The 22,194-nt window shown below is 59.8% G+C and carries 20 protein-coding genes; 17 read left to right on the forward strand and 3 right to left on the reverse strand.

Annotated features, from left to right (window positions below; genetic code table 11):
• Window positions 1–448 precede the first annotated feature (448 nt).
• The 4 genes from GXP70_RS02570 to GXP70_RS02585 are packed head-to-tail and all read left to right on the forward strand — an operon-like array spanning window position 449 to window position 2,855.
• Window positions 449–1,030: a TetR/AcrR family transcriptional regulator gene (locus GXP70_RS02570; protein ID WP_162355020.1), complete on the forward strand. Its 582-nt coding sequence runs from the start codon at window positions 449–451 to the stop codon at window positions 1,028–1,030.
• Between the two features lie 16 nt (window positions 1,031–1,046).
• Window positions 1,047–1,694 carry a DUF2306 domain-containing protein gene (locus GXP70_RS02575; RefSeq protein ID WP_162355021.1) on the forward strand — a complete coding sequence of 216 codons (648 nt, stop codon included), beginning with the start codon at window positions 1,047–1,049 and terminating at the stop codon, window positions 1,692–1,694.
• A 1-nt stretch (window position 1,695) separates the two neighbouring features.
• The gene (locus GXP70_RS02580) at window positions 1,696–2,307 is read left to right on the forward strand and encodes a VC0807 family protein (protein WP_162355022.1); all 612 of its coding nucleotides are present in this window, start codon (window positions 1,696–1,698) and stop codon (window positions 2,305–2,307) included.
• A gap of 38 nt (window positions 2,308–2,345) precedes the next feature.
• Window positions 2,346–2,855, forward strand: coding sequence for a GNAT family N-acetyltransferase (locus GXP70_RS02585; protein ID WP_162355023.1), 510 nt, complete (start codon window positions 2,346–2,348; stop codon window positions 2,853–2,855).
• Window positions 2,856–2,923: 68 nt separating this feature from the next.
• Here the strand turns inward: GXP70_RS02585 and GXP70_RS02590 are convergent, their stop codons facing one another.
• Window positions 2,924–3,358: a flavodoxin domain-containing protein gene (locus GXP70_RS02590; RefSeq protein WP_162355024.1), complete on the reverse strand. Its 435-nt coding sequence runs from the start codon at window positions 3,356–3,358 to the stop codon at window positions 2,924–2,926.
• Window positions 3,359–3,363: 5 nt separating this feature from the next.
• Entirely contained in the window at window positions 3,364–3,783 is a 420-nt protein-coding gene (locus GXP70_RS02595) for a MarR family transcriptional regulator (RefSeq protein ID WP_162360260.1), read from the reverse strand.
• Window positions 3,784–4,043: 260 nt separating this feature from the next.
• On the opposite strand from GXP70_RS02595, the gene GXP70_RS02600 reads away from it, so the two are divergent.
• On the forward strand, window positions 4,044–4,493 hold the full coding sequence (locus GXP70_RS02600; protein ID WP_162355025.1) for a YdeI/OmpD-associated family protein: 450 nt from the start codon (window positions 4,044–4,046) through the stop codon (window positions 4,491–4,493).
• A gap of 110 nt (window positions 4,494–4,603) precedes the next feature.
• Here GXP70_RS02600 and GXP70_RS02605 read toward each other — a convergent pair whose 3' ends face one another.
• The gene (locus GXP70_RS02605; protein ID WP_162355026.1) at window positions 4,604–5,233 is read right to left on the reverse strand and encodes a YfbR-like 5'-deoxynucleotidase; all 630 of its coding nucleotides are present in this window, start codon (window positions 5,231–5,233) and stop codon (window positions 4,604–4,606) included.
• A gap of 215 nt (window positions 5,234–5,448) precedes the next feature.
• Between GXP70_RS02605 and GXP70_RS02610 the strand changes: the two genes are divergently transcribed.
• The 12 genes from GXP70_RS02610 to GXP70_RS02665 all read left to right on the forward strand — a co-directional run bounded on the left by GXP70_RS02610 (window position 5,449) and on the right by GXP70_RS02665 (window position 22,172).
• Window positions 5,449–5,844 (forward strand): hypothetical protein, encoded by a 396-nt coding sequence (locus GXP70_RS02610; protein WP_162355027.1) that lies wholly within the window; start codon window positions 5,449–5,451, stop codon window positions 5,842–5,844.
• A gap of 243 nt (window positions 5,845–6,087) precedes the next feature.
• Window positions 6,088–8,049, forward strand: a complete 1,962-nt coding sequence (locus tag GXP70_RS02615) for a cellulase family glycosylhydrolase (RefSeq protein WP_162355028.1) — start codon at window positions 6,088–6,090, stop codon at window positions 8,047–8,049.
• Between the two features lie 275 nt (window positions 8,050–8,324).
• Window positions 8,325–9,665 (forward strand): ABC transporter substrate-binding protein, encoded by a 1,341-nt coding sequence (locus tag GXP70_RS02620; protein WP_225442638.1) that lies wholly within the window; start codon window positions 8,325–8,327, stop codon window positions 9,663–9,665.
• An 82-nt stretch (window positions 9,666–9,747) separates the two neighbouring features.
• Entirely contained in the window at window positions 9,748–10,677 is a 930-nt protein-coding gene (locus tag GXP70_RS02625; RefSeq protein ID WP_162355029.1) for a carbohydrate ABC transporter permease, read from the forward strand.
• Between the two features lies 1 nt (window position 10,678).
• Window positions 10,679–11,506: a carbohydrate ABC transporter permease gene (locus tag GXP70_RS02630; protein WP_162355030.1), complete on the forward strand. Its 828-nt coding sequence runs from the start codon at window positions 10,679–10,681 to the stop codon at window positions 11,504–11,506.
• Between the two features lie 32 nt (window positions 11,507–11,538).
• Window positions 11,539–12,714 (forward strand): trans-sulfuration enzyme family protein, encoded by a 1,176-nt coding sequence (locus tag GXP70_RS02635; protein ID WP_162355031.1) that lies wholly within the window; start codon window positions 11,539–11,541, stop codon window positions 12,712–12,714.
• Between the two features lie 44 nt (window positions 12,715–12,758).
• Window positions 12,759–13,436 (forward strand): FadR/GntR family transcriptional regulator, encoded by a 678-nt coding sequence (locus GXP70_RS02640; RefSeq protein ID WP_162355032.1) that lies wholly within the window; start codon window positions 12,759–12,761, stop codon window positions 13,434–13,436.
• A gap of 411 nt (window positions 13,437–13,847) precedes the next feature.
• The gene (locus GXP70_RS02645) at window positions 13,848–14,954 is read left to right on the forward strand and encodes a glycosyltransferase (protein ID WP_162355033.1); all 1,107 of its coding nucleotides are present in this window, start codon (window positions 13,848–13,850) and stop codon (window positions 14,952–14,954) included.
• Window positions 14,951–15,565, forward strand: coding sequence for a glycerol-3-phosphate acyltransferase (locus GXP70_RS02650; RefSeq protein WP_162355034.1), 615 nt, complete (start codon window positions 14,951–14,953; stop codon window positions 15,563–15,565). Before GXP70_RS02645 ends, GXP70_RS02650 begins: the two co-directional genes overlap by 4 nt.
• A gap of 641 nt (window positions 15,566–16,206) precedes the next feature.
• Window positions 16,207–17,490, forward strand: a complete 1,284-nt coding sequence (gene hflX / locus GXP70_RS02655; RefSeq protein WP_162355035.1) for a GTPase HflX — start codon at window positions 16,207–16,209, stop codon at window positions 17,488–17,490.
• A 208-nt stretch (window positions 17,491–17,698) separates the two neighbouring features.
• A complete protein-coding gene (locus GXP70_RS02660; protein WP_162355036.1) occupies window positions 17,699–19,024 on the forward strand; it encodes a glycoside hydrolase family 125 protein in 1,326 nt (441 codons plus the stop codon).
• Window positions 19,017–22,172, forward strand: a complete 3,156-nt coding sequence (locus GXP70_RS02665) for an alpha-amylase family protein (RefSeq protein WP_162355037.1) — start codon at window positions 19,017–19,019, stop codon at window positions 22,170–22,172. The genes GXP70_RS02660 and GXP70_RS02665 overlap by 8 nt, the downstream gene beginning before the upstream one ends.
• Window positions 22,173–22,194: the final 22 nt, after the last annotated feature.

Below are 22,194 nucleotides of genomic sequence, written 5' to 3' on the forward strand. Positions count from 1 at the left end.
TGCCGGAATCCGGTTTTTGGCTGCATCCAGGAGCCAATAACGCATCCTGTGTCCGATCGTTGCTTCCAAAACGCCGATGGCGATCAAATAGCGGATCGTCTGTCCGCCTGCCTGAGTCCGTTGGTGGAGGAGGCACACGTCTGACGATGCATGGTGCCCTAGCGCTAACGCGGTCAGCCGCGGGCCTCGACCCGAACATTTTTCAACAGTCTGCGGATAGAATGAAGAATCCTATCCTTAAGAAGGGGCTTCCCACAGTCACCTAAGATGACTTATGGGACTGCCTGGCCGCATCCGTACAAGGATGCGGCTTTCGTATGCGGCAGGTCGACGACGAGAAGGCAGCTTGCAAAAACCGCAAAGCAGCCTATTTACAAACCGTCGGTCGGTATGGTAGTCTTTTCTTAAAGAGACCGACGGTCGGTTTAAAAAAGGGAGTGTACACATTATGTCAGCTGTCAAAGCAAGCTTTCAAACGATCATGGATGCCGCCGAGGCGCTCATCCAAGAGAAGGGATGCAGGCAGACGACGCTGCAGGACATTATCGCGCGTACGGGATTGTCCAAAGGCGCCATCTACCATTACGTCTCCAGCAAAGACGAATTGTTCGGCCTCGTGCTGAAATCGCGCGTGGAGCAAATCAATGCGCGGTTCGCCGAAGTGGTGGCGAGTCCGAATACGTCGGGCCTCGGCAGCCCGCTGCAGCTTATCGCCGAAGGCATGGTTCGCTCCGCAAACGCGCAGGACGTGACGAACAAAATCTTCATCTACCTGCTCAGCCAGATGGACAACGAGAAGGTCGAGGCCATCGTGCAGGACATGTACCGGTTCACGCTGCAGACATGCGCGGGCTGGATCGATGTCGGCAAGATGCATGGGGTGATTCCGAAAGAGGTCGACGGCGCGCAAGTAGCGCATATGCTCGTGATGTTCACCTACGGCATGCGGGTGCAGAATACGATTCTGCGAGAGCAAGGCAGCATGACGGTGCAGGACTTGATTGCTTTTATGACCAAAGCATTGGGATAAGGAGCGTTCGATGACGATGCTGAACAGGAAAATCATTTTACCCGTTCTCTACGTGCTTGCGTACGTACTGACTTTCTATATCGTGCTTCAATATGCGATCTTCAAGCCGAGCCAGGCGGGCATGGTGTCCGCCAAGCTGCAGGATGCCTCGTTCCCGTACGCCGTATGGAAATTATTCTTCTATCCCCACATCCTGCTCGGGATTGCCGCGCTGCTGATCGGCGCATATCAACTGACGCACCGCAGCCGCCGCCATCCGGTAAGGCATAAGCTGCTGGGCAGGCTCTACGGAGCGGCCATTCTTCTGAACGTGCTCGTCGTCCCTTATATCGCGCTCTATGCGACCGGGGGCACGCCGTCGACGATCGCCTTCCTCGTGCTGGACGTGTTCTGGTTCGGGACGACGGCCATCGGCATCGGATACATCCTGAAGCGCAACGTGGCGCGCCATCGGCGATGGATGCTCCGCAGCTACGCGATCACCTTCGTCTTCGTCACCTTCCGCATCGTGCTGGGCATCGTCCAGCTGACGATCGATGCGCCGCGCAGCGTTACGTTTCCGCTCGCCGTCTATCTGGCCATCGCGTTGAACCTGGGCATCACCGAAACGTACCTCGGCAAGCGCAGCCGCAGCGCCGCCCAATCCATCGAAGGAGTCGGATGAAATGTCGAAACGAATGCTAGTCGTCTTCACGCTTCTGATCAACGGTGTCGTGCCTTGGGCGCTGTACGTCTGGCTGTCCGATTACATGAGCAGTCTGGCCGCGCTGTCGATCGCGACGCTCGTCCCGCTCGCCGACAACATCGTCCACCTGGCCAAACACCGCAAGCTGGACGCGTTCGGGGCGCTCATGCTCTTCACGTTCCTGCTGACGATGGCGCTCGTCCTGCTGGGAGGCAGCGAGAAGATGCTGCTAATCCGGGAATCGCTGATTACGGCGGGCGTCGGCCTCGTCTTCCTCGGTTCGCTCGCGCTGCGCCGGCCGTTCATGTACCATCTGGCCGCGCGCTTCATTAGCGGCGCCGATTTCCAGGCTAACTGGATGTATGGATACTTCCGCTTCGTCATGCGGCTGATGACGGTCGTATGGGGCATCATGCTCACGGGGGAGGCCATCGTGCGGGTATACATGGTCTACCATATGTCTACGGAGCGCTATCTGGCGTTCTCGAACATCGTGCTGTACGGCTTCATCGGCGCCGCCGTGCTCTGGACCGTCGTATATCGCAGGCATGCCGCGGCCAGGCTGACGGCGATCAAGCAGAACGGAGCGTAACCGGGATCGCGCACAGGGAAGAAGAAGGAGGGGAACGAATGGAGATCGTTCGGCTAACGCTGCGGGATTCGAAGCGATTGGCCTTATTGTACCGCGAAGTGTCCGCCGCGCTGATCCGTGCGGGCGTGAAGCAATGGGACCGGTTCTATCCGAACCGGTTCGTGATCGGCGGCGACGTGCGGAGAGGAACGGCGTTCGGCATCCATGACGGGAGCGAGATCATCGGAGCCGTCGTGGTCGACCGCCGGCAGAGCGGGAAATATAACGCCCTGCCATGGCTCGACATGGCCGGCAATCCGGCGTGCATTCACCGGCTCGCGGTGCATCCCGACCGCCAGGGGCACGGCCTCGGCAAGCGGCTGCTGCGGTTCGCCGAGGCGCATGCGATGCGCTCGGGCGGCACCAGCGTCCGGCTCGACGTGTATACCGGCAATCCCGGAGCCGTTGCCATGTATCGGCGATCCGGCTATTCCGAAGTCGGCGCGATCCGTTATCCGATGCGGAAGCTGCCGTATCTCTGCTTCGAGAAATTGTTGTTAGGCGAATAGGCAATGTGGACACAAGGACGAAGGGTTTGCCGACACAGGCAGGCCCTTAATAGTCAATCTGTACAAGATTATGTTTTAAACTTTTCGGAAAAAGCTTTTATCCGATCTACGAAAATCCCCTTCAATGGATCGGCACCTTCTTTCGGCGCGGCATAAGCCTTATAACCGCCAAACGATTCCATGCAGATAGCGGCTTCTTTCAGCGCGGCGGGGATATTCCGCTCTAGGATATCTTCGGTCTCTTTGGGTTTCTCGTTACAAATAAAAACCCCCACTCTTTTATTCAGCAATGCAGCATGATTTTTTTTGATAAAGTCGCGAAGCGGTTTGTATATTCTTCCGTCCCGGACTCCGGCACCTAATATAATACGATCAAAATCCTCGATAGCTGCCTTGTCCGCTTCTAGATTGCAAATCGTACACTGCGGAATCTCTTCCGATAGAACCTTTATACATTGCGCCGTTGCTCCTGTCTTCGTAGCGTATAGAAGCAGTACTGCCATTGGACTCAACCCTTATCGTTTAGAATATGAATTTGTTCCTCCAGAACGGTGCTGGCTCTGCGCAAAAACCGGGTAATGAGCGCAAGCTCTTCATCCGAATAGGACGAAGCCAGTTTGATCATGGCCTCGTGGAGCATCAGGTATATATTGCGGACCGCTTCTTGATCCTCGTACAGCGGGACGATAATTACTTTGCGACGGTCATTGGGGTCGGGCTGCCTGCGCACAAAGCCGCTTTTCTCCAGTCGATCGATCAAGGCGGTGACGCTGCCCGTCGTGAGTCCGGTTAGTTTGGATAACTCGCCGGCGGTGACAGGCCCTTTCTCATACAGAATGTCAACGGACAAAAAATCATTATTGTAAAGTCCTAAAGCGGCAGCGACACGCTGCTGGTAGAGTACCGTTCTTGTTCCCATGCCGCGCATACCTATCGTTAGGCTTTCCTGCTGCTCGGTGGGCTGCCCAGATTCCGTGGTTGACAAAAGCGAATCCTCCTTATATTTATCTCGACAATCAAGATACTCTATGATCAAAATAAATGATTTCACTTGTGATGTCAACTTCGTTGCCCGCTTGAATCCACCCTTTTGGTCGATAGGGTATAATTTAGAAGATGATCGTCGTTATACTGGAGGATGATTATTCATCTTTATCGCAATGAAAATGAACCGAGGAGGGCTCGATCATGAAATTTATGACTACGCTTCAGCTCAGCAAGAAAACAGCTACCGGCATTCACGTCCCTGATGAAATCGTGGAGGCGCTCGGAGGGGGGAAGAAGCCGGCAGTCAAAGTGTCGATTGGCTCTTATACCTATCGCAGCTCGATTGCATCGATGGGCGGGAAATTCATGCTGGGGGTCAGCAAGGAGAATCGCGAAGGGGCAGGCATCGAGGCAGGGGATGAAATTGAGGTCGAACTCGAACTGGACACCGCGCCGCGCGAGGTTAGCGTGCCGGATGATTTTGCGGAGGCGCTCAAACGCCACGGAGGTGCCTGGCAGTTTTTCGAAGGGATGTCGTACAGCAACAAGCGTCGGTTCGTATTGAATATCGAAGGTGCCAAAAGCGCCGAAACAAGGCAGCGGCGCATTGAGAAGTCCGTCGAATTGCTGCGCGAAGGCAAGCTTCAGTGATGATACCGAATGGAGGGCGTCTGACGGAGCGCCCTTGAATTTGGGTCCAAGTTCTGAGCCGGAGCCGCCCGCGGAGGATGCTCCGAGGGCGGCGGATCGACGCGTCCGGCTCAGGAAGCCAGCGCTTCCTTCGTAATCCGCTCGATGTCGATCGGGGAACGCGCCCCTTCGCTCACCAAGTCGGGCAGAATGTGCTGCAGGAAGTAATCGACGCAGTGCAGCCGGATGCCTTTGATTTTGATCAACGCATACCGGTACATCACGATGAACTCCTGCTCGGCATTCCCTTTCTGCAGCTCGGCGAACGCCTCGTAGATTTGATCCATTTTATCGGCGACTTCGAGAATTTGCCCTTCGACGGAATCGTCCTTCCCTTCGCGCAGCTGTCTGCGGAAGATCGACTTGAACGTCTCGGGAATATGCTCGTCGATGAAATGCGCGACCATGCCTTCTTCGACCTGCTGCAGCATGGAACGAAGCTCCAGGGAGTAGTGCTTGACCGGCGTCTTGATATCGCCGATGAAAATTTCGCCGTAGTCGTGGCTGCTTGTGATTTCATAGAGCTTCTTCCAGTCGACGGCGACGCCGTGGCTTTCTTCGATATCGGCCAGCGTCTTCGCATATTGGACCACTTTCCAGGAATGCTCGGCAACGCTGTGCTCCTGGAACTTGAATTTGCCCGGACAACGGATGATCCGCTCCAAGTCGGTCAGCGATTGGAAATATGCATGAATGCCCATTATGCCTCGGTCCTTTCTGCGATGAAGGGTTTGGCTTGCTGCCGTAGGATCAGTATAACGGCGAATTGTTAGCGGATCGTTAATTCGGGCTTGTGAAGAACTGGATTCCGTGCAATGGGCTGATCGGCTCTCGCAAGCGGAGAAAAAGATAGGAAAACCGTTCCTGCGCATGCTATTATTGGTCCAATAGAACCAGTAATGGCGAGGCGATGAAAATGTCCAAGGAACTAAATATTGCCCATTGTCCCGAATGCGGAAACGTGTTTCAGAAGAACCTGCGCAATTTGTGCGCGAGCTGCACGGCGAGCGAGGACCGGGAGATCGAAGCGATCGAGAAGGCGCTGTGGCGCGACCGTTATCTGGCTAACGATCAATTGGGCGAGAAGGCGGCGGTTTCCGTGCAGCGCATCCGTGCCTTGATCCGGAAGGGCCGGCTGAAGCTGTACGAGTACCCGAATTTGGCCGATGCGTGCGACTTGTGCGCGGAGCCGACCCGGCAGGGGAAACTGTGCGCGTCTTGTTTGAACCGGCTGAAGGGAGAGATCGAACAGGACCGGGAGAAGCAGAAGGCCAAGCGCGAGCATGTATTCTTATCGAAGAACAGGCGTTGAAGCGATTACGGATCGCCGATAAGCCGCAGCAAAGTCCGGTCCCGCGCGGCCGGGCTTTCGTATGTCGCGAAGCGGCGAGGCGGTGTCCCGACGTTAAGTGCCGAGGGTCGGCATCCGGCGACCGATGCGGCAGTTTCCAATAAAATGACAGCAATCACCTTCCAAAATACCCTCCCAGGCGGTACACTTAACCTATCCATTGTAAGCGGATACAATTCAATGCGGAGGAGGGCCCTTCCATCCATGAAACGTTTAGCGCCATTCATTCTTACGATTGTTCTGGCATCGGTTACGCTGCTTTCCATGTTCGCGGAAGAGCCTGCCGCGGCAGCGGCTCCCGCGGCGAAGGCAAGCGCCCTGCAAACCGCCGTGGATGCGATGCAGCCCGGCTGGAACCTGGGCAACACGTTCGATGCCACGGGCGGCGACGAAACCTCCTGGGGCAATCCGGCCGTAACGAAAGAATTGATCGATGGCATCGCCGCCGCAGGGTTCAAGAGCATCCGCCTTCCGGTCACCTGGGAGCAGCGTTTGGGCTCGGGACCGGATTACGCGATCGATCCGGCGTTCATGCGGCATTTTCAAGAAGTGGTGGACTGGTCGCTCGACGCCGGCCTGTACGTCATCGTCAATATGCATCACGATTCCGGCTGGGTCATGAACATGGAGTCGCAGCATGACGACGTGCTGGCGCGATTCAAGGCAATCTGGACGCAGGTGGCCGCGTATTTCGAGAATTATCCCGAGAAGCTGATGTTCGAGAGCATCAACGAGCCGCGCTTCTCCGACGATTGGAACAAGGACTCGCCGGTCTATTTCGCGATGCTGAACGAGCTGAATACGACGTTCGTTCATACCGTGCGGGCTTCCGGAAGCCATAATGCGAAGCGGCCGCTCGTGCTGCCCACCATAGCGGCCTCTGCCTCGCAGAGCGACAGGCTCGACGAGCTGCTCAAGACAATCGAGAGCCTGAAGGACAAGAACCTCATCGCGACGTTCCACTATTACGGCTATTGGCAATTCAGCGTCAATATCGCGGGAGCGACGACGTTCGACCAAGAAGCGCAGACGGATCTTATCGACACGTTCGATCGCGTAGCGAACACGCTGTCCGTCAAGGGCATTCCGGTCGTCGTGGGCGAATTCGGCCTCCTCGGCTTCGATAAGTCGCTGCAATCGGTCGAGCACGGGGAAGTGCTGAAGTTCTTTGAATACATGACCTACTATGCGAGAGAGAAAGGCTTCCCGCTCATGCTGTGGGACAACGGCCAGCATTTCGACAGACGGGGCTATACGTGGTCGGATGAAGAGCTGTACCGCATCATCATGGCGGGGATGAAGAGCCGTTCCTCCACGGCGCAAACCGATGCGGTGTTCATGAAGGCGAACGCGGCGCCCGCGGATATCCGCATCCCGCTCAATCTGAACGGCAATACCTTTGCCGCGCTGAAGAACGGCGGCAAGACGCTGGTTAACGGAACGGATTATGCGCTCGAAGGCCAGGATTTGATTCTGAAAGCGAGCCTGCTGCAGTCGCTGATGAACGGAGCGACGGGCGTCAACGCCAACTTGACCTGCTCCTTCTCCGCGGGCGCGGATTGGAAGCTGAGCGTCATTACGTACGATACGCCGGTGCTGCAAAGCACGGACGGCACGGATTCGCTCGTCGGCATTCCGGCGCAGTTCAACGGGGACCGGCTGGCGACGATGGAAGCGACCTACGAGGAAGGCGGCAACGCCGGACCCAACGATTGGACGCCGTACAAGGAGTTCGACCTGGCGTTCACGCCCGATTACCAGAGCGGACAGATTGAGCTGAAGCCGGAGTTTCTCGGTCAATTGAAGGATGACGAGGAAGTGACGCTGAATTTCCATTTCTGGAGCGGGGAGACGGTTCCCTACAAGCTGAAGAAGACGTCCTCCACCGTGACCGGCATCTCGACGCAGGGCGAAGCGCCGGCAAGCATGCCGGCTGGCGCTTCGGCGGATGCGGACGCGCCCGGAGGCGACCCGGCCGTGATGAACGACGCCCGGCCAGATGCGAAGCCGGCGGCCGCCGCCGAGGCCGAGAACGCGGACGCATCGAAAGCGGACGGGGCCGAGCATAACCGGAACCGGCGCAACGAGGCGCTTGCGATCGTGGGCTGCGCGCTGCTCGTGCTCGCGGTTTCCGGCCTTGTGCTGAGGCGTTCCAAGCGGTTCTAGACACGCAGCCATGAGGGAGAGACCAGGAATGCGGACGGAACGATCATGGAGAGGCAGGGGCGGAGACGCTCCCTGCCTCTTGGCGTCCCTGCCGATACGCCTCCGGCGAAGTCGGAAAAAAAATAAAATTCGAAATTAAAAGAAAACGGTATTGTAGAATAAAGCGCTTTCATTTACAATAAACCTATCAGACAGGCGGAGTATATGCTTGGATGACGAGGGGATTCATGACAGTCTGGTTTGACGGCTTGTTATTCGAAAAGGAGGCTATTTCAATGGCGGCAAAAAAAGAGAAAACGATGTTGCTCGGCGCGACGGCGGGCATTCTGCTCATGGGCGTGCTGGCCGGCTGCGGCGACAACAACGCCGGCAGCAGCAGCGGGGAAAGCAATGGCGGCAAGAGCGACACAGGGAAGAAAGTCACCCTGCGGATGATCGAGAGTCTGACGAGCCCGGCGCGTACGACCGTATTGAACGAAATGATCAAGAAGTTCGAAGATGCCAACCCGAACATCAAAGTGGAATTGATCTCGCCTCCGTTCGACCAAGCCGACAACAAGATCAAGACGATTCTCGGAGCCAAGCAAGACCTCGACGTGCTTGAGGTGCGGGACCTGACCGTCTCCGAATTTTCCAATAACGGCTATCTCGAGCCGCTTAACGATTACGTGAAGAACTGGCCGGATTACGCGACCGAGGTCGACGTCGCCAAAACGGTTGCGACGCTGAACGACAAGCTGTACTTCATCACGAACGGCATGTATCAGCGCCAGATGTTCTACCGTAAGGATTGGTTCCAGGAGAAGGGCATAGCGCCGCCGACGAACTACGAAGAGATGGTGGCGGCCGCGATCAAGCTGACGGATCCGAGCAAGAACCGCTACGGCTTCTCGTTCCGCGGCGGCGCAGGCGCGAACGGCGTTCCGGACACGATCATCCTGAACTACAATTTCAATAACATCGACCATGACGACTCCATGTTCCTGAAGGACGGCAAGACGATGTTCTCCACGCCGGAAGCGAAGCAGGCGCTGGAGCTGTACGTCAAGCTGTACAAGGAAGGCTCGCCGAAGGATTCGATCAACTGGGGCTACCAGGAGCAGGTGCAGGCGTTCACGTCGGGCGTTACCGGCATCCTGCTGCAGGATCCTGACGCCATTCCGGCCTTGATGGAGAAGATGGATGTCAACACGATCGGCACGGCGCCGATGCCGAAAGGTCCGAGCGGCAAGGCGTTCACCGCCACGGGCGGCGGCGGCTGGGGCATTACGTCCTACTCGAAGCACAAGGACGAAGCGTTCAAGCTGATCGCCTTCCTGTCGAGTCCGGAACAGAACACGTACTTCGCCCAGAAGACGGCGCTCATCCCGATTCATAGTACGGCGAGCGAGGATCCGTTCTTCCAGACGGACATGTACAAGTCGCTGCTCGAGATGTCCGCCAAGCCGGACGAATTCGTCAACCTGAAAGCCAACACCAAGTATCCGGGCACGAGCCAATGGGGCCAGGTCGCCATGGAAACCGGCCAGTCGCTGCTGCTCGGCAACGTATCGATCGACGACACGCTCAAGAAGTGGGATCAGTTCTGGGCGGATCAGCGGGCGAATTTGAAATAAGTAAGCGATGATTCGTGGACGATGGGTGGCGCGCAGCCACCCATCGTTACGGTTTAATCCTCCTAAGAAGGTGGTGCGGTTCATGAAAGGGGATCAGGCTTCCGTTATCGAGCGAATGCGGAGCGGCTTCCGCAATTCGCCGCGTGGATTCATCTTTCTCAGCTTGCTGCCCGCGCTCGTGCTGGTGCTCGTTTTCACCTACTACCCGTTCTTGCGCGGTATCGTCATGGCGTTTCAGAACTACCAGCTATTCGATTTGACCAACGTGCATTTTATCGGGCTCGACAACTTCAAGACGATGTTTCAGGACGCGAAATTCAAGCATGCCTCCGTTAATACGGCTTATTGGGTCTTCATCTCGCTCATTCTGCAGTTTACGGTCGGCCTGACCGTCGCGCTCCTGCTGAACAAGCGGTTCCGCGGCCGCGGGATCTTCCAAGGCTTCGTCTTCTATCCATGGGCGTTGTCAGGCTTCCTGATCGGCCTGATCTGGAAGTGGATGTTCAACTCGCAGATCGGGGTCATCAACGACTTGCTGCTGCAGCTGGGCATCATCCACGAGCGCATCGGCTTCCTGTCCGACCCCAGCTGGGCGATGTCGTCGGTCATCATCGCGAACGTCTGGTACGGGATCGCCTTCTTCGCGATCATGCTGCTGGCGGCGCTCCAATCGGTGCCGTCGGAGCTCTACGAAGCGGGAAGCATGGACGGCGCGAGCGGCGCCCGCAAGCTGCTCAACATTACCCTCCCTTACATCATGCCGACCGTCATTACGACGACGCTGCTGCGCGCGATCTGGATCTTCAACGACCCGTCGATCATCTACGGCTTGACGAACGGCGGCCCGGCCGGTTCGACGCATATTCTGTCCTCGCTCATGCTGGACAAAATCATGTACGGCGGCGATTACGGCGCGGCCTCGGCGATCGGCATCGTCATGATCGGCATCCTGCTGCTCTACACGATCTTCTATCTCACGATTACGCGATCCGAGAAACTGGGGGACTTTTAACATGAAACGACAAATGTTGAAAGGGTCGAAGGTCGTCTTCCTGGCGCTCTATCTGGTCGTGATGGTGTTCCCGCTGTATTGGATCGTCATTACGTCCTTGAAGCCGCAGAAGGAGATTTTCTCCTTCCCGCTGCGCTATTGGCCGGATCACATGACGCTCCAGAACTACGTGAACATCATTAAGATCTCGAAGTTCCACATCTATATCGCCAACAGCCTGCTGATCTCGCTCAGCGCCGCCGCGATCGTCGTCTGCATCGCGGTGCTCAGCGCTTACGTACTGGCCCGGTTCAAATTCCGCAGCCACCGCAACGTGATGCTCGGCTTCTTCCTGACCCAGATGCTGCCCGGGTTCGTGTCGCTCGCGCCGCTGTACCTGTTGATGACCAAGATGGATCTAATCAATACGCGATCCTCGCTCATCCTCATGTATACCGTCGGGCTGATTCCGTTCTCGACCATCCTGCTCAAGGGCTTCTTCGAACGGATTCCGTCGAGTCTGGAAGAGGCCGCGATGATCGACGGCTGCTCCCGGCTGTCGGCGCTCGTCCGCGTCATCATGCCGGTGATGGTGAACGGGATCACGGCCACGTTCATCTTCGCGTTCGTGCAGAACTGGAACGAGCTGTTCATGGCGGTGCTGTTCCTGGACGACGAGTCTTTGAAGACGCTGCCCGTGGCGATGAATTCGTTCGTGATGAAATTCGACGTCGATTGGGGAGCGATGTCGGCCGGAACGGTGCTGTCCGTCATTCCGACCATCGCCTTGTTCGCGATCGCGCAGCGCTTCATCGTGGACGGATTGACGCAGGGGGCCGTCAAAGGCTAAGCCCGAGAAGGCGAAGGAGAGGAGCATGAACGATGAACGAGAGGAACGACCGGGAATGGCATTATACGTCGGTAGCCCACGATGCCGTCGATGAACGCCATCATGGATCGATCAATGTACCGACTTACCAGACGAGCCTGTTCGCCTTCGAGACGTACGACAAGTTCACGCAGGCGGCGCAGGATGCGCAGACGCATCACGTTTATTCGCGGGGCAGCAATCCGACGGTGCTTTACCTGGAGGAGAAGCTGGCCGAGCTGGAGCATGCGGAGATGGCGAAGTGCTTCGCCTCGGGCATGGCCGCCATCACGGCCGCCATTCTGTCGGCGGTCAAGACGGGCGACCATATCGTCTGCGTCAATCAGGCGTACGGCCCGACGCGCATGTTCGTGACCCAGTACGTGAAGCGCTTCGGCATCGACTCGACGCTGGTGGACGGACGTTCGGTGGATAACATCCGCGCGGCCCTTCGGCCGGAGACGAAGCTGATCTACCTGGAAAGCCCGACGTCGATGCTGTTCCAGCTGCAGGACCTGCGGGCCTGCGCCGAGCTTGCCCGCAGCCGGGGCATTGCGACCATCGTCGACAACTCTTGGGCGACGCCGGTATTCCAGCGGCCCTTGGAGCTGGGGATCGATCTGGTCGTGCATTCCGTCACGAAGTACATTTCCGGGCAGAGCGACAGCGTCGCCGGCGTCGTAATGGGCGCCAAGCGGCTCATGAGCCGGATCGCGGAGGACGAATACATGCTGTTCGGCGGCATCATGACGGCGGCTACGGCCGCCCAATTGACGCGCTGCCTGCGGACGCTGCCGCTCCGGATGGAGCGGCACGAGCGCAGCGCGCTGACGGTCGCGACGCATCTGCTCGGCCGCCCTTACGTGCAGCAGGTCAACCACCCCGGCCTTCCCTCGCACCCGCAGCGCGAGTTGGCCGCGCGGCAGATGGGCGGCTCCAGCGGCCTGTTCTCGTTCGAGTCGGCCGAATCGCCGGAGAAGATGCGGGAATGGGCGAACCGGCTCCGCTTCTTCAAGATCGGAGTCAGCTGGGGCGGGTTCGAATCGCTCGTGACGGTCAATCCCGCCGGCGACCTGTGTTCGCCCGGGGCGCGCAGCCTGATCCGGCTGCATATCGGCTTGGAGAGCGCGGACGATCTGATCCGGGATCTGGAGCAGGCCTGGGCGGACGTGCAAGATTTGCAGCTATAACCAGACCAGCGATGCTGGATCCGTGAGACGGGGAGGAGAGCGACATGGCTAAAGTCCAGCGGCAAACGATGCCGGAATTGATATCGCAGGAAATCCAGAACCTGATTGAAGAAAGAGGGCTGAAGGAAGGCGACAAGCTGCCATCGGTCGAGGTCATGACGCAGCTGTTCGGCGTCGGCCGCTCTTCGCTCCGCGAGGCGCTGCGCTACTTGGAGGCGGTGGAGATCATTACCGTGATTAACGGCAAGGGCATCTACGTCCGCGACGTGGATACATACCGGTTCAGCGGCAAGATCAAGATCGAGAAGGAGAAGCGGTTCCTGCTCTCGATCCTGGACGTGCGCCGGGCGCTGGAAGGGAAGGCGGTCGAGCTGGCGGCGAAGCAGATTACGCCGGCGCAGATCAGCGAGCTGACGGCTTGCTTGGAAGAGTACCGTAAATTGAAGGAAGCGGGCAAGCCGACTTCCCGGATCGACCTGAACTTTCACAAAGGCGTGATGAAGGCGGCCGCCAATCCGATTCTGGCGAGCGTGCTCGAATCGATATCCAGCCTGTACGAGCGATTCTTCAACGAACCGCTCGGCGACGGGAAGCTGTTCGACGCCACCTACGAGTACCATCATACGATGTTTGCGGGCATCGCGGCGCATGACCCCGAGCAGGCGCTGGCCGAATTCAATAAGCTCATGGATTGCATCGAGAATATCATCCGCACCTATTGATCGCAGAGAGCTGACATGCAAGGGGGGGGCCATAGCAAGGCGAAGCTGCAGAAGGGCATGGACGTCCGCAAGTCCGATCTGCCGATTGCCTGCGCGCTCCCGCAATAACCGACGAACGAGCAAGCCTCAACCGGATGCGGTTGAGGTTTTTGGCGCGGCGCGTGTTTGCTGCCCGCAGCCGCGGGGCGGTTGCAGGATTCGCCTCGAGCGTGTCGAACGGAAGAGGAAGAACATTTGCTGCCCGAATAGGTCGTGCGGCTCATAGGAGTCCGTTCGTTCCATCGGACGCGAATACGGCAATGGAATCATGAAGAATGCTCCGTCTCCCTGACCCTTTACATAAGTTTCTAGTCCTGAAGGCCATATCCGGAATGCTAGATTCATATCCTAAAGTATGAAGGAGGTGAGAGGATGAACCTGCTGATCGCCGCGCTGCTCGCGGGCGCATGCGCCACGGGCCTGATCCTGTTCCGCCGCAGTACGATCCCCTTTCGCCGCCGCAGCGATCCTCGGCTGAAGGAGGAGCCAAAGCTGTCCGTCATTATTCCGGCCAGGAACGAAGAACGCAATTTGCCCCATCTGTTAGCCTCTCTCCGGGAGCAAACCGCGCAGCCGTACGAGATCATCGTGGTCGACGACCATTCGGAGGACCGGACGAGAGCCGCCGCGGAGCTCTATGGCGTGACCGTCGTCGAGGGCGCGCCGCTGCCGCCGGGTTGGACGGGCAAGAATTGGGCCGTCTGGAACGGGTATAAGCAGGCATCCGGCGATCTGATCGCGTTCCTGGACGCCGATGTCCGGCTCGCCCCGGCCGCGCTGGAATCGCTTCTCGCGGCGAGAGAGCAGGAGGGAGGCGTGATTTCCGTCGTGCCGTTCCATGTTACGGAGCGACCGCACGAGAAGCTGGCGCTCATTCCGAACCTGCTGGGCCTGTTCGCCTTCACGTCGCCGTTCGAACGGACGAACCCGAGGAAGGGGCTCTACGGCTCTTGCATCCTCACGACCCGCGCGGACTACGAGCGGGCGCAGGGCCATGAAGCGATCCGCTCCGAGCTGCTCGACGATCTGAATCTCGGCGCCAAGTACCGGGAGGCCGGCATACCGGTCACCAATTTTATCGGGCGCGGCATGGTGTCCTTCCGCATGTATCCGAGCGGCATTCGCAGCGAAATCGAAGGCTTCGGCAAAGGGGCCGTGCTCAGCACGGGCAGGCTGAACGTCCGCACGACGCTGCTCGTCGCCGTGTGGCTGATCGGCTTGATCGTATCCGAGGCGGCGCCGTTCCTTCTCTGGACTTCCCTGTGGCTGCCGCTTGTTATCGGGTTCGCGCTGTATACCGCGCAGATCTATTATTTCGTCCGCTATACAGGCCGGTTCGGCCGCTGGATGCCGCTGCTGCATGTCCTAAGCACCGCGTTCTTCCTCTTCGTGATGCTGTACTCGGCGTTCCAGGTCGTGTTCCTGAGGCGCGTCGCCTGGAAAGGCAGGCGCATCGAGGTAGGGGGCCGCGGCAAATGATCATTCTGTGGACGCTCGTCTCGTTTCTGTCCGGCTCCCTGATGTTCTCCTATTGGCTCGGCCTGCAGGCCAAGCAGAATTTGAAGGAAGTCGGCGACGGCAACCCCGGGGCGCTGAATTTATGGCGCGCGGCCGGCTACGCGCACGGGCTGGCCGGCGTTGCGCTCGATTTCCTGAAAGGCTACGTGCCGCTGGCCTGCCTCGTCGCGACAGGCACCGTATCGGGCTTCGGGCTCGTGCTGCCGTCCGCGGCCGCCATTATGGGGCACGCGTTCTCGCCCTTCATGCGGTGGCGGGGAGGCAAAGCGATCGCGGTTACATTCGGCGTATGGAGCGCGCTCACGGGCTTCGCGGCCTCGCTTGCCTATGCCGTCATACTCGCGGTGCTGCTTGCAGGCTCGCGCCTGCTGACGAGGGGCCGGCCGACCGGCTCGGAGGCGGACGGGTTCCAGGTCGTGCTCGGCATGCTGCTCCTGGGCGTCTTCCTGCTCGTCGCCGGCTATGCCCGCGCCATTCTCGCCTGTTGGCTCGCGAGCATGCTGCTGCTGGCGTACACGCACCGCAAGGAGCTGCGCCGGTTCATCGCGCTCCGCGTCCGGCTGCGTTCCTGAGCGAAGAGGCGGGGGCGGTTCTATGCTGCGAACCCGATAAGCGCGATTTCGACGTCAACGATCCTCAGGCAGGTCGGAATATCCGTAACAGGTTCTTGCTCCGCCGCACCCTTCTGCCGTGCTTCAATCCGTTGGAAGCGCGAACGATCGCCGCGATTCTTTTTCCAGTTGTTTGCATTCCCGCTTGTCCGTATGTTAAGATGGCATTAATTTCAGATGGAACGGAGGGTTACGCGTGATAGATTTTATCCGGGTTCGTACTTTGCGCGGCTAATCGAATAGCGCCAAGGCTCTGCCTGCGTGCAGAGGACTCAGGATAGGTCTGTCCATTAAAGGTAACCCATGCATCAGTGGACGCGAGAAGCTCCGCCGCCGGAAGGGCGCGGGCTTCCGCGCCAGCCTTTAACACTTCGACAAGCGCATCGAACGCAAGCACTCGCCGGCAGGCGGTCTTCTTTCGTCGACCCGCGCCCCGAAGCGGCCTTCTGCCCGTTCGCGACCGAATAGCGGAACGCTGTTCGAAGACCGCGCCGGATCCTCAGTTCCTCTCTTTCGTTGCCGCGAAACGCACAGGCCCTTAAGCCCGTGCGTTTTATTGTTATTCCGCGAATATTCCCCATTACGAAGGAGGGTTCCCCTATATGGAACAACAAGCCGTCAATAATAAAGCCGTCGTCGTCGGCGTGAATCTGAACGATCGTCCCGATTTCGCCTACTCCATGGAAGAGCTGCGCAACCTTGCGGAAGCGTGCAATATCGAGGTCGTGGGCGAGCTGACGCAGAAGGCGGTCAAGATCACCGCCTCCCACTACCTGGGCACCGGCAAAGTCGAGGAGCTGAACGCCCTCGCGGAAGGGCTGGGCGCCCAGACGGTCATCTTCAACGACGAGCTGTCGCCGTCCCAGCTGCGCAACCTGGAAGGGGCGCTGCAGAAGAAGGTCATGGACCGGACGCTGCTCATTCTCGATATCTTCGCCGACCGCGCGCAGACGCACGAGGCGCAGCTGCAGGTCGAAGTCGCGCAGCTGCAATACATGCTCCCGCGGCTCGTCGGCCTGCGCGAATCGCTGGGCCGCCAAGGCGGCGGCTCCGGCATGAAGAACAAGGGCACGGGCGAGACGAAGCTGGAGCTCGACCGCCGCCGCATCGAAGAGCGGATCTCCGCGCTGCGCTCGGAGCTGGAGAAGCTCGTCGCGCGGCGCCAGGTGCAGCGCAAGCAGCGGCGGAAGACCGGCGTGCCCGTCGTCTGTCTCGTCGGCTATACCAATGCGGGCAAATCCAGCCTGATGAACGCGATTCTGGACCGCTTCATGCCGGACTCGAACAAACAGGTGCTGGCCAAAGACATGCTGTTCGCCACGCTGGAGACGTCGGTCCGCAGCATCGAGCTGCCCGATCACAAGTCGTTCCTGCTGACGGATACGGTCGGCTTCGTCAGCCAGCTGCCGCATCATCTCGTCAAAGCGTTCCGCTCGACGCTGGAGGAGGTCGCCGAGGCCGACCTGCTCGTTCAGGTCGTCGACTATTCCAACCTCGAGTACGAGCGGCTGATCGAAGTGACGAACGAGACGCTGAAGGCGCTCGGCGCGGACCATATCCCAATGGTGTACGCCTACAACAAGACCGACCTGACCGGCGAACGGTATCCGCGGATCGAGGGCCGCAAGATCTACCTCTCCGTCAAGGAAGAAGCGGGCGTGGAGGAGCTTGTCGAACAGATCAAAGAAAATATTTTCCACGATTATGTTCAATGTGACGTCATAATTCCGTTCGCGGAAGGCAGACTTGTCGCGTATTTTAATGAAAACGCGCATGTGCAGGCGACCGATTACGAGCCGAACGGCACCCGTCTGACGATGGAGTGCAAGCGGGCGGATTACGAGCGTTACAAGCATTTGTTCAGCGAACCGGCACCGGTGGAATAATCGCCGTTTCCCGTTCGCGGCGCTTCTCAGGGCGACACCTCCTCCGCTTGGCGGATCGGCGGTGTCGCCTTTCTTTAGTGCGGCTGCGCGACAGGCGGTTCGGCCTCCCAGTCCGTGCCGCATGGGGGTTCCCGGACGCGGTTTGACAGTCGTTTGCGATAAAGGTAATGTCAGTTATGGATAAGAAAGAGAGAGAGGAAACCATACCATGGAACAATTCAGATTACCGAAAATCGATATGCCGGCGCTGCCGCTGCCGCAGGCCGTTCAAGACGTTCTGGCCGAGGCGGAGCAGAGACTGGCGCACCGGCCGAAACTGCTTCGATTGTTTAAGAACTGTTTCCCGAACACGCTGGAGACGACGACCAAGCTGCTCGATAACGGCACGACGTTCGTCATTACGGGAGATATCCCCGCGATGTGGCTGCGCGACTCCGTCGAGCAAGTGATGCATTACGTGCCGTTCGCCAAGAACGACGCCGATCTGCAGCGCATCATCAGCGGGCTGATCAAGCTCCATATGCGCAATATCGTCATCGATCCGTACGCGAACGCGTTCAATGAAGTGGCGAACGATTGGCACTGGAACACCGACGACAAGACCGATATGTCGCCGTGGGTATGGGAACGCAAATTCGAGCTGGACTCCATCTGCTTCTCGATGCGTCTGGCTTTTGCTTACTGGAAAGAAACCGGCCGCGCGGACATCTTCGACGCGGATTTCAAGGTGGCGATGCGCGCCGCGGTCGATCTGTGGAAACGCGAGCAGTTCCACTTCGAGCGCTCGCCGTACCGCTTCGAGCGGGATAACGGCATCATGCACGACACGCTGCAGAACGAAGGCCGCGGCATGCCGGTCAACTACACGGGCATGGTCTGGTCGGGCTTCCGTCCGAGCGACGACGCGTGCGACTTCCACTACAACATTCCGGACAACATGTTCGCCGTCGTGACCCTTCGCCAAATGCGGGAAATCGCGGAGTTCGTCTTCCGCGACCTGTCGTTCGAGCAGGAGATGGCGAAGCTGGAGCGGGAGATCGACTACGGCATCAAGCTGTACGGCATCTACCGGCATCCGGAATTCGGTCCGATCTATGCGTACGAGACCGACGGCTTCGGCAATCACTGCCTGATGGACGACGCGGGAACGCCGGGCTTGATGTCGATTACGTACCTCGGCTATACGGACGCGAGCGATCCGATCTACCAGAACACGCGCCGCTTCGCCCTGAGCCAAGAAAATCCGTTCTACTATGAAGGCAAAGCCGCGCGCGGCATCGGCAGCCCGCACACGCCTCCGGGCTACGTCTGGCATATGGCGCTGTCCATGCAAGGGCTGACGGCGACGACGGACGAGGAGAAGCTCGAGATGATCGCGATGCTCGAAGCGACGGACGCGGATACCGGCTACATGCACGAAGGCTTCCACTCCGACGACCCGGCCGTGTTCACGCGCAAGTGGTTCGCGTGGTCCAACAGCTTGTTCTCGCAGCTGGTCTATAAAGCGATGAAGGCGGGACTTCTCGATGGGTAATGAGACGACAACGACCCCAACGATTATTTTGTTCGACAGCGCGTTTCCCGGCGCTCCGGCCGTTTCGGCGGCGGAGCTGGGACAACTGCGCGAAATCGGCGCCGTATGCGGCGCCGAGGAGCTGGCAGGCCGCCTGGATGCGGCGGACGGCGGCGTATTCATGACGCTGCATGCGCCGTATTTCCCGAGCGCGGCATGGGATTCGCTGCTCGCGTTCCTAAAGCGCGGCGGCGGCTTGATCAGCGCTGGCGGGGCGCCGTTCCGCCGTCCGGTGCGGCAGGAAGCCGGCGCATGGACGATCGAGCCCGAGCAGACGGCGTATCATCGCCAGCTGCGCATCCACGAGATGCTGCCGGTACAGGCCGCGCCGGCGACGGCGCTCGCGGCGTTGGACGAGATTCCGCTGTTCCAGGGACGGGAAGCGCTGCTTCCGGTCTCGGATACGTGGAACCTCGTGCCGCATGTGACCAAATCGAGCGACCTGCCGCATCAGATGGGCTCGGCCGGTCCGATGGACGCGCATATCTACCCGCTGCTGAAAGGCGTATCGGCCGAAGGCCGCGAGGTTGCGGCGCCGGCCGTGCTGTGGGAGAACACGAAGGGCGATTTCGCCGGCGGACGCTGGCTGTTCGTCAACCAGCCGCTCGGCGCGGATTTCTTCGCGCGCGGCGGCGCAGCCGCCCTGCGCGAGTGGGCGGCGTTCTGCGCGGCAGGCGTGACGGAGCTGTGGCTCAAGCCGAGCTACGCCTCGTATGAGCCGCACGAGCGTCCGCTTCTGACGCTGCAGGCGCAGAAGCTGGGCCGCAGCGGCGAGCGCGTCGGCGGAGAGGCGACGCGCTGGACGTTCTCGATCGAAGCGAGCCGCCGGGACGACGCGGCCGTCGTGTTCCGCTGCGAGCATGAAGCGTCGGTCGGCGCGCCGATCGAGCTGATGCGCATTCCGATGCCGATCGAGCTGGAGCCGGGCTATTACGTCGTCGCTTGCACCGCGAGATCGGCGGCCGGCGAGACCCGCCTGCTGCGCCAAGGCTTCTGGTGCGCGGACGAGGAGCTGCTCCGCACGGGCGGCATGCTGACGCGCGGACGCGACTATTTCGAGAAGGACGGCCGGCCGATGCCGGTCGTCGGCATGACGTACATGACCTCGGACGTCGCGCGCAAGTTCCTGTTCCTGCCGAACGTATCGGTATGGGACCGCGACATGGCGCAGATGCGCAAGGCCGGCATCAACTGGATTCGTACGGGCGTATGGACGGCGTACCGCAACATCATGCAGGTGGACGGCCATGCCTCCGAGGAAGTGCTGCGCTCGATCGACGCGTTCTTCATGACCGCGAAGAAGCACGGGCTGCAGGTGACGTTCACGTTCTTCTCCTTCACGCCGGAGACGTGGGAAGGCGTCAATCCGTATCTCGATCCGCGCAGCGTGGAAGCGCAGAAGCGGTTCATCCGCTCCATCGTCAGCCGTCACGCGGGGACGACGAACGTCGATTGGGATTTGATCAACGAGCCGTCGATGTTCGATCCGCCGCGCATCTTCTCCGACGGCCCGCGCTCGAGCCGCGATCGTTTCGAGCGCGAGGCGTATGCGGCGTGGCTGGCGAAGCGCCACGGCGACATCGAGCTGCTGCGCGAGCGCTGGGGCATGACGCCGGGCGAGCTGCCGGATTTCGCGTCGGCCTCGATTCCCGAGCCGGAGGACATCAACTTCGACGTGCAGGACATGCATCAAGGCAAGCGCGGCACGCGCTGGCTCGACTACGTGCTGTTCTCGATGGACATGCATAACCGCTGGGCGAGCGAGCTCGTTAACGCCATTAAGGAAGGCAATCCGGGGCAGCTCGTCACGGTCGGCCAGGACGAGGGGCTCGGCGCGCAGCGTCCGTCGCCGTTCTTCTACGGCGAAGCGGTGGACTATACGACCGTCCATTCGTGGTGGCTGAACGACCATCTGCTGTGGGACGGGATTTTCGCCAAGACGGCGGACAAGCCGAACGTCATTCAGGAGACGGGCATCATGTACGTGGAGACGCCGGCCGGCTTCGCGAAGCGCTCCGAGGAAGAGCTGCGCGCGATGCTGGAGCGCAAGTACGCGTACGCGTTCTCGACCGGCGGCGCCGGCGCGGTGCAGTGGATCTGGAACACGAACTTCTATATGGACAACGCGAACGAGTCGCATATCGGCGCGCTGCGCGCCGACGGAACGGAGAAGCCGGAGGCGGACGTTTCTTACCGTTTCGGCAGCTTCATGGAACAGATTCGCGACCTGTTCCGGGAACGCGAGCTGGAGGACGTGGCCGTCGTATTCCCGTACTCCAACGATTTCTCGAACCGCAAGCTGGCGTTCGACGCGACGACGCGGCTGACGCGTATTCTGGGCTACGAGCTGAAGGTGCCGTTCCGCGGCGTGTCGGAATACCATCTGGACGTGCTGGACGCGGCGCCGGCGAAGCTGATCATCGTGCCGTCCGCGCATAACTTCGCCGACGAGGCGTTCGCGCAGCTGCTCGACATCGTCGGCCGGACGGGCGCGACGCTCCTGTTCACGGGGCCGCTCGGACTCGATGCGTATTGGCGCTCGGCGGACCGGCTTGCGGATGCGTTCGGCAAGCGGGTGCTGGGCAACGTCGTCCGCGAAGAACGGATGGCGCTCGGCGGGCAAGCCTATCCGGTTTCATACGGGCAGCGCAGAATCGCCCAATTGGCCAAAGAAGCCGTCCGCGAAGACGGTGCGGCCGCCGTGTCGGCGGACCGGGTGTTGGAGACGGCCTGCGGAAGCGGCCGATTGATCTGGTGCCCGCTGCCTGTCGAGCTGAACGAACGCGTCGAGCCGGTTGCGGCGCTCTACAAGCATGCGCTCGAGGCGGCCGGCTACCAGGCCGACATGACGTGGCTTCAAGGCGGCGACTTGCCTGGCGTCTATGGACGGCGCTTGCGTTTCCGGGACGGCGAGCTGTTCGTCTTCGTATCCGAGTATGCGTTCGACGCGGAGATCGAGGTTCGTTCGGCTACGACCGGGGCGTCGTATGCGTTCACGCTGGAGCGGGAGCGGGCAGTGCTGTTCGCCGTCGACCGCGAGGGCCGCGTTACGGCGGTATATCGTCCGGACGAAGTGAACGTACGGGCGACGCCGGCAGGACGCGCATAGGAGCAGGAGTTCGGAGCAGAGG

The sequence above is a fragment of the Paenibacillus lycopersici genome (assembly GCF_010119935.1).
Taxonomy (GTDB): Bacteria; Bacillota; Bacilli; order Paenibacillales; family Paenibacillaceae; genus Paenibacillus_Z; species Paenibacillus_Z lycopersici.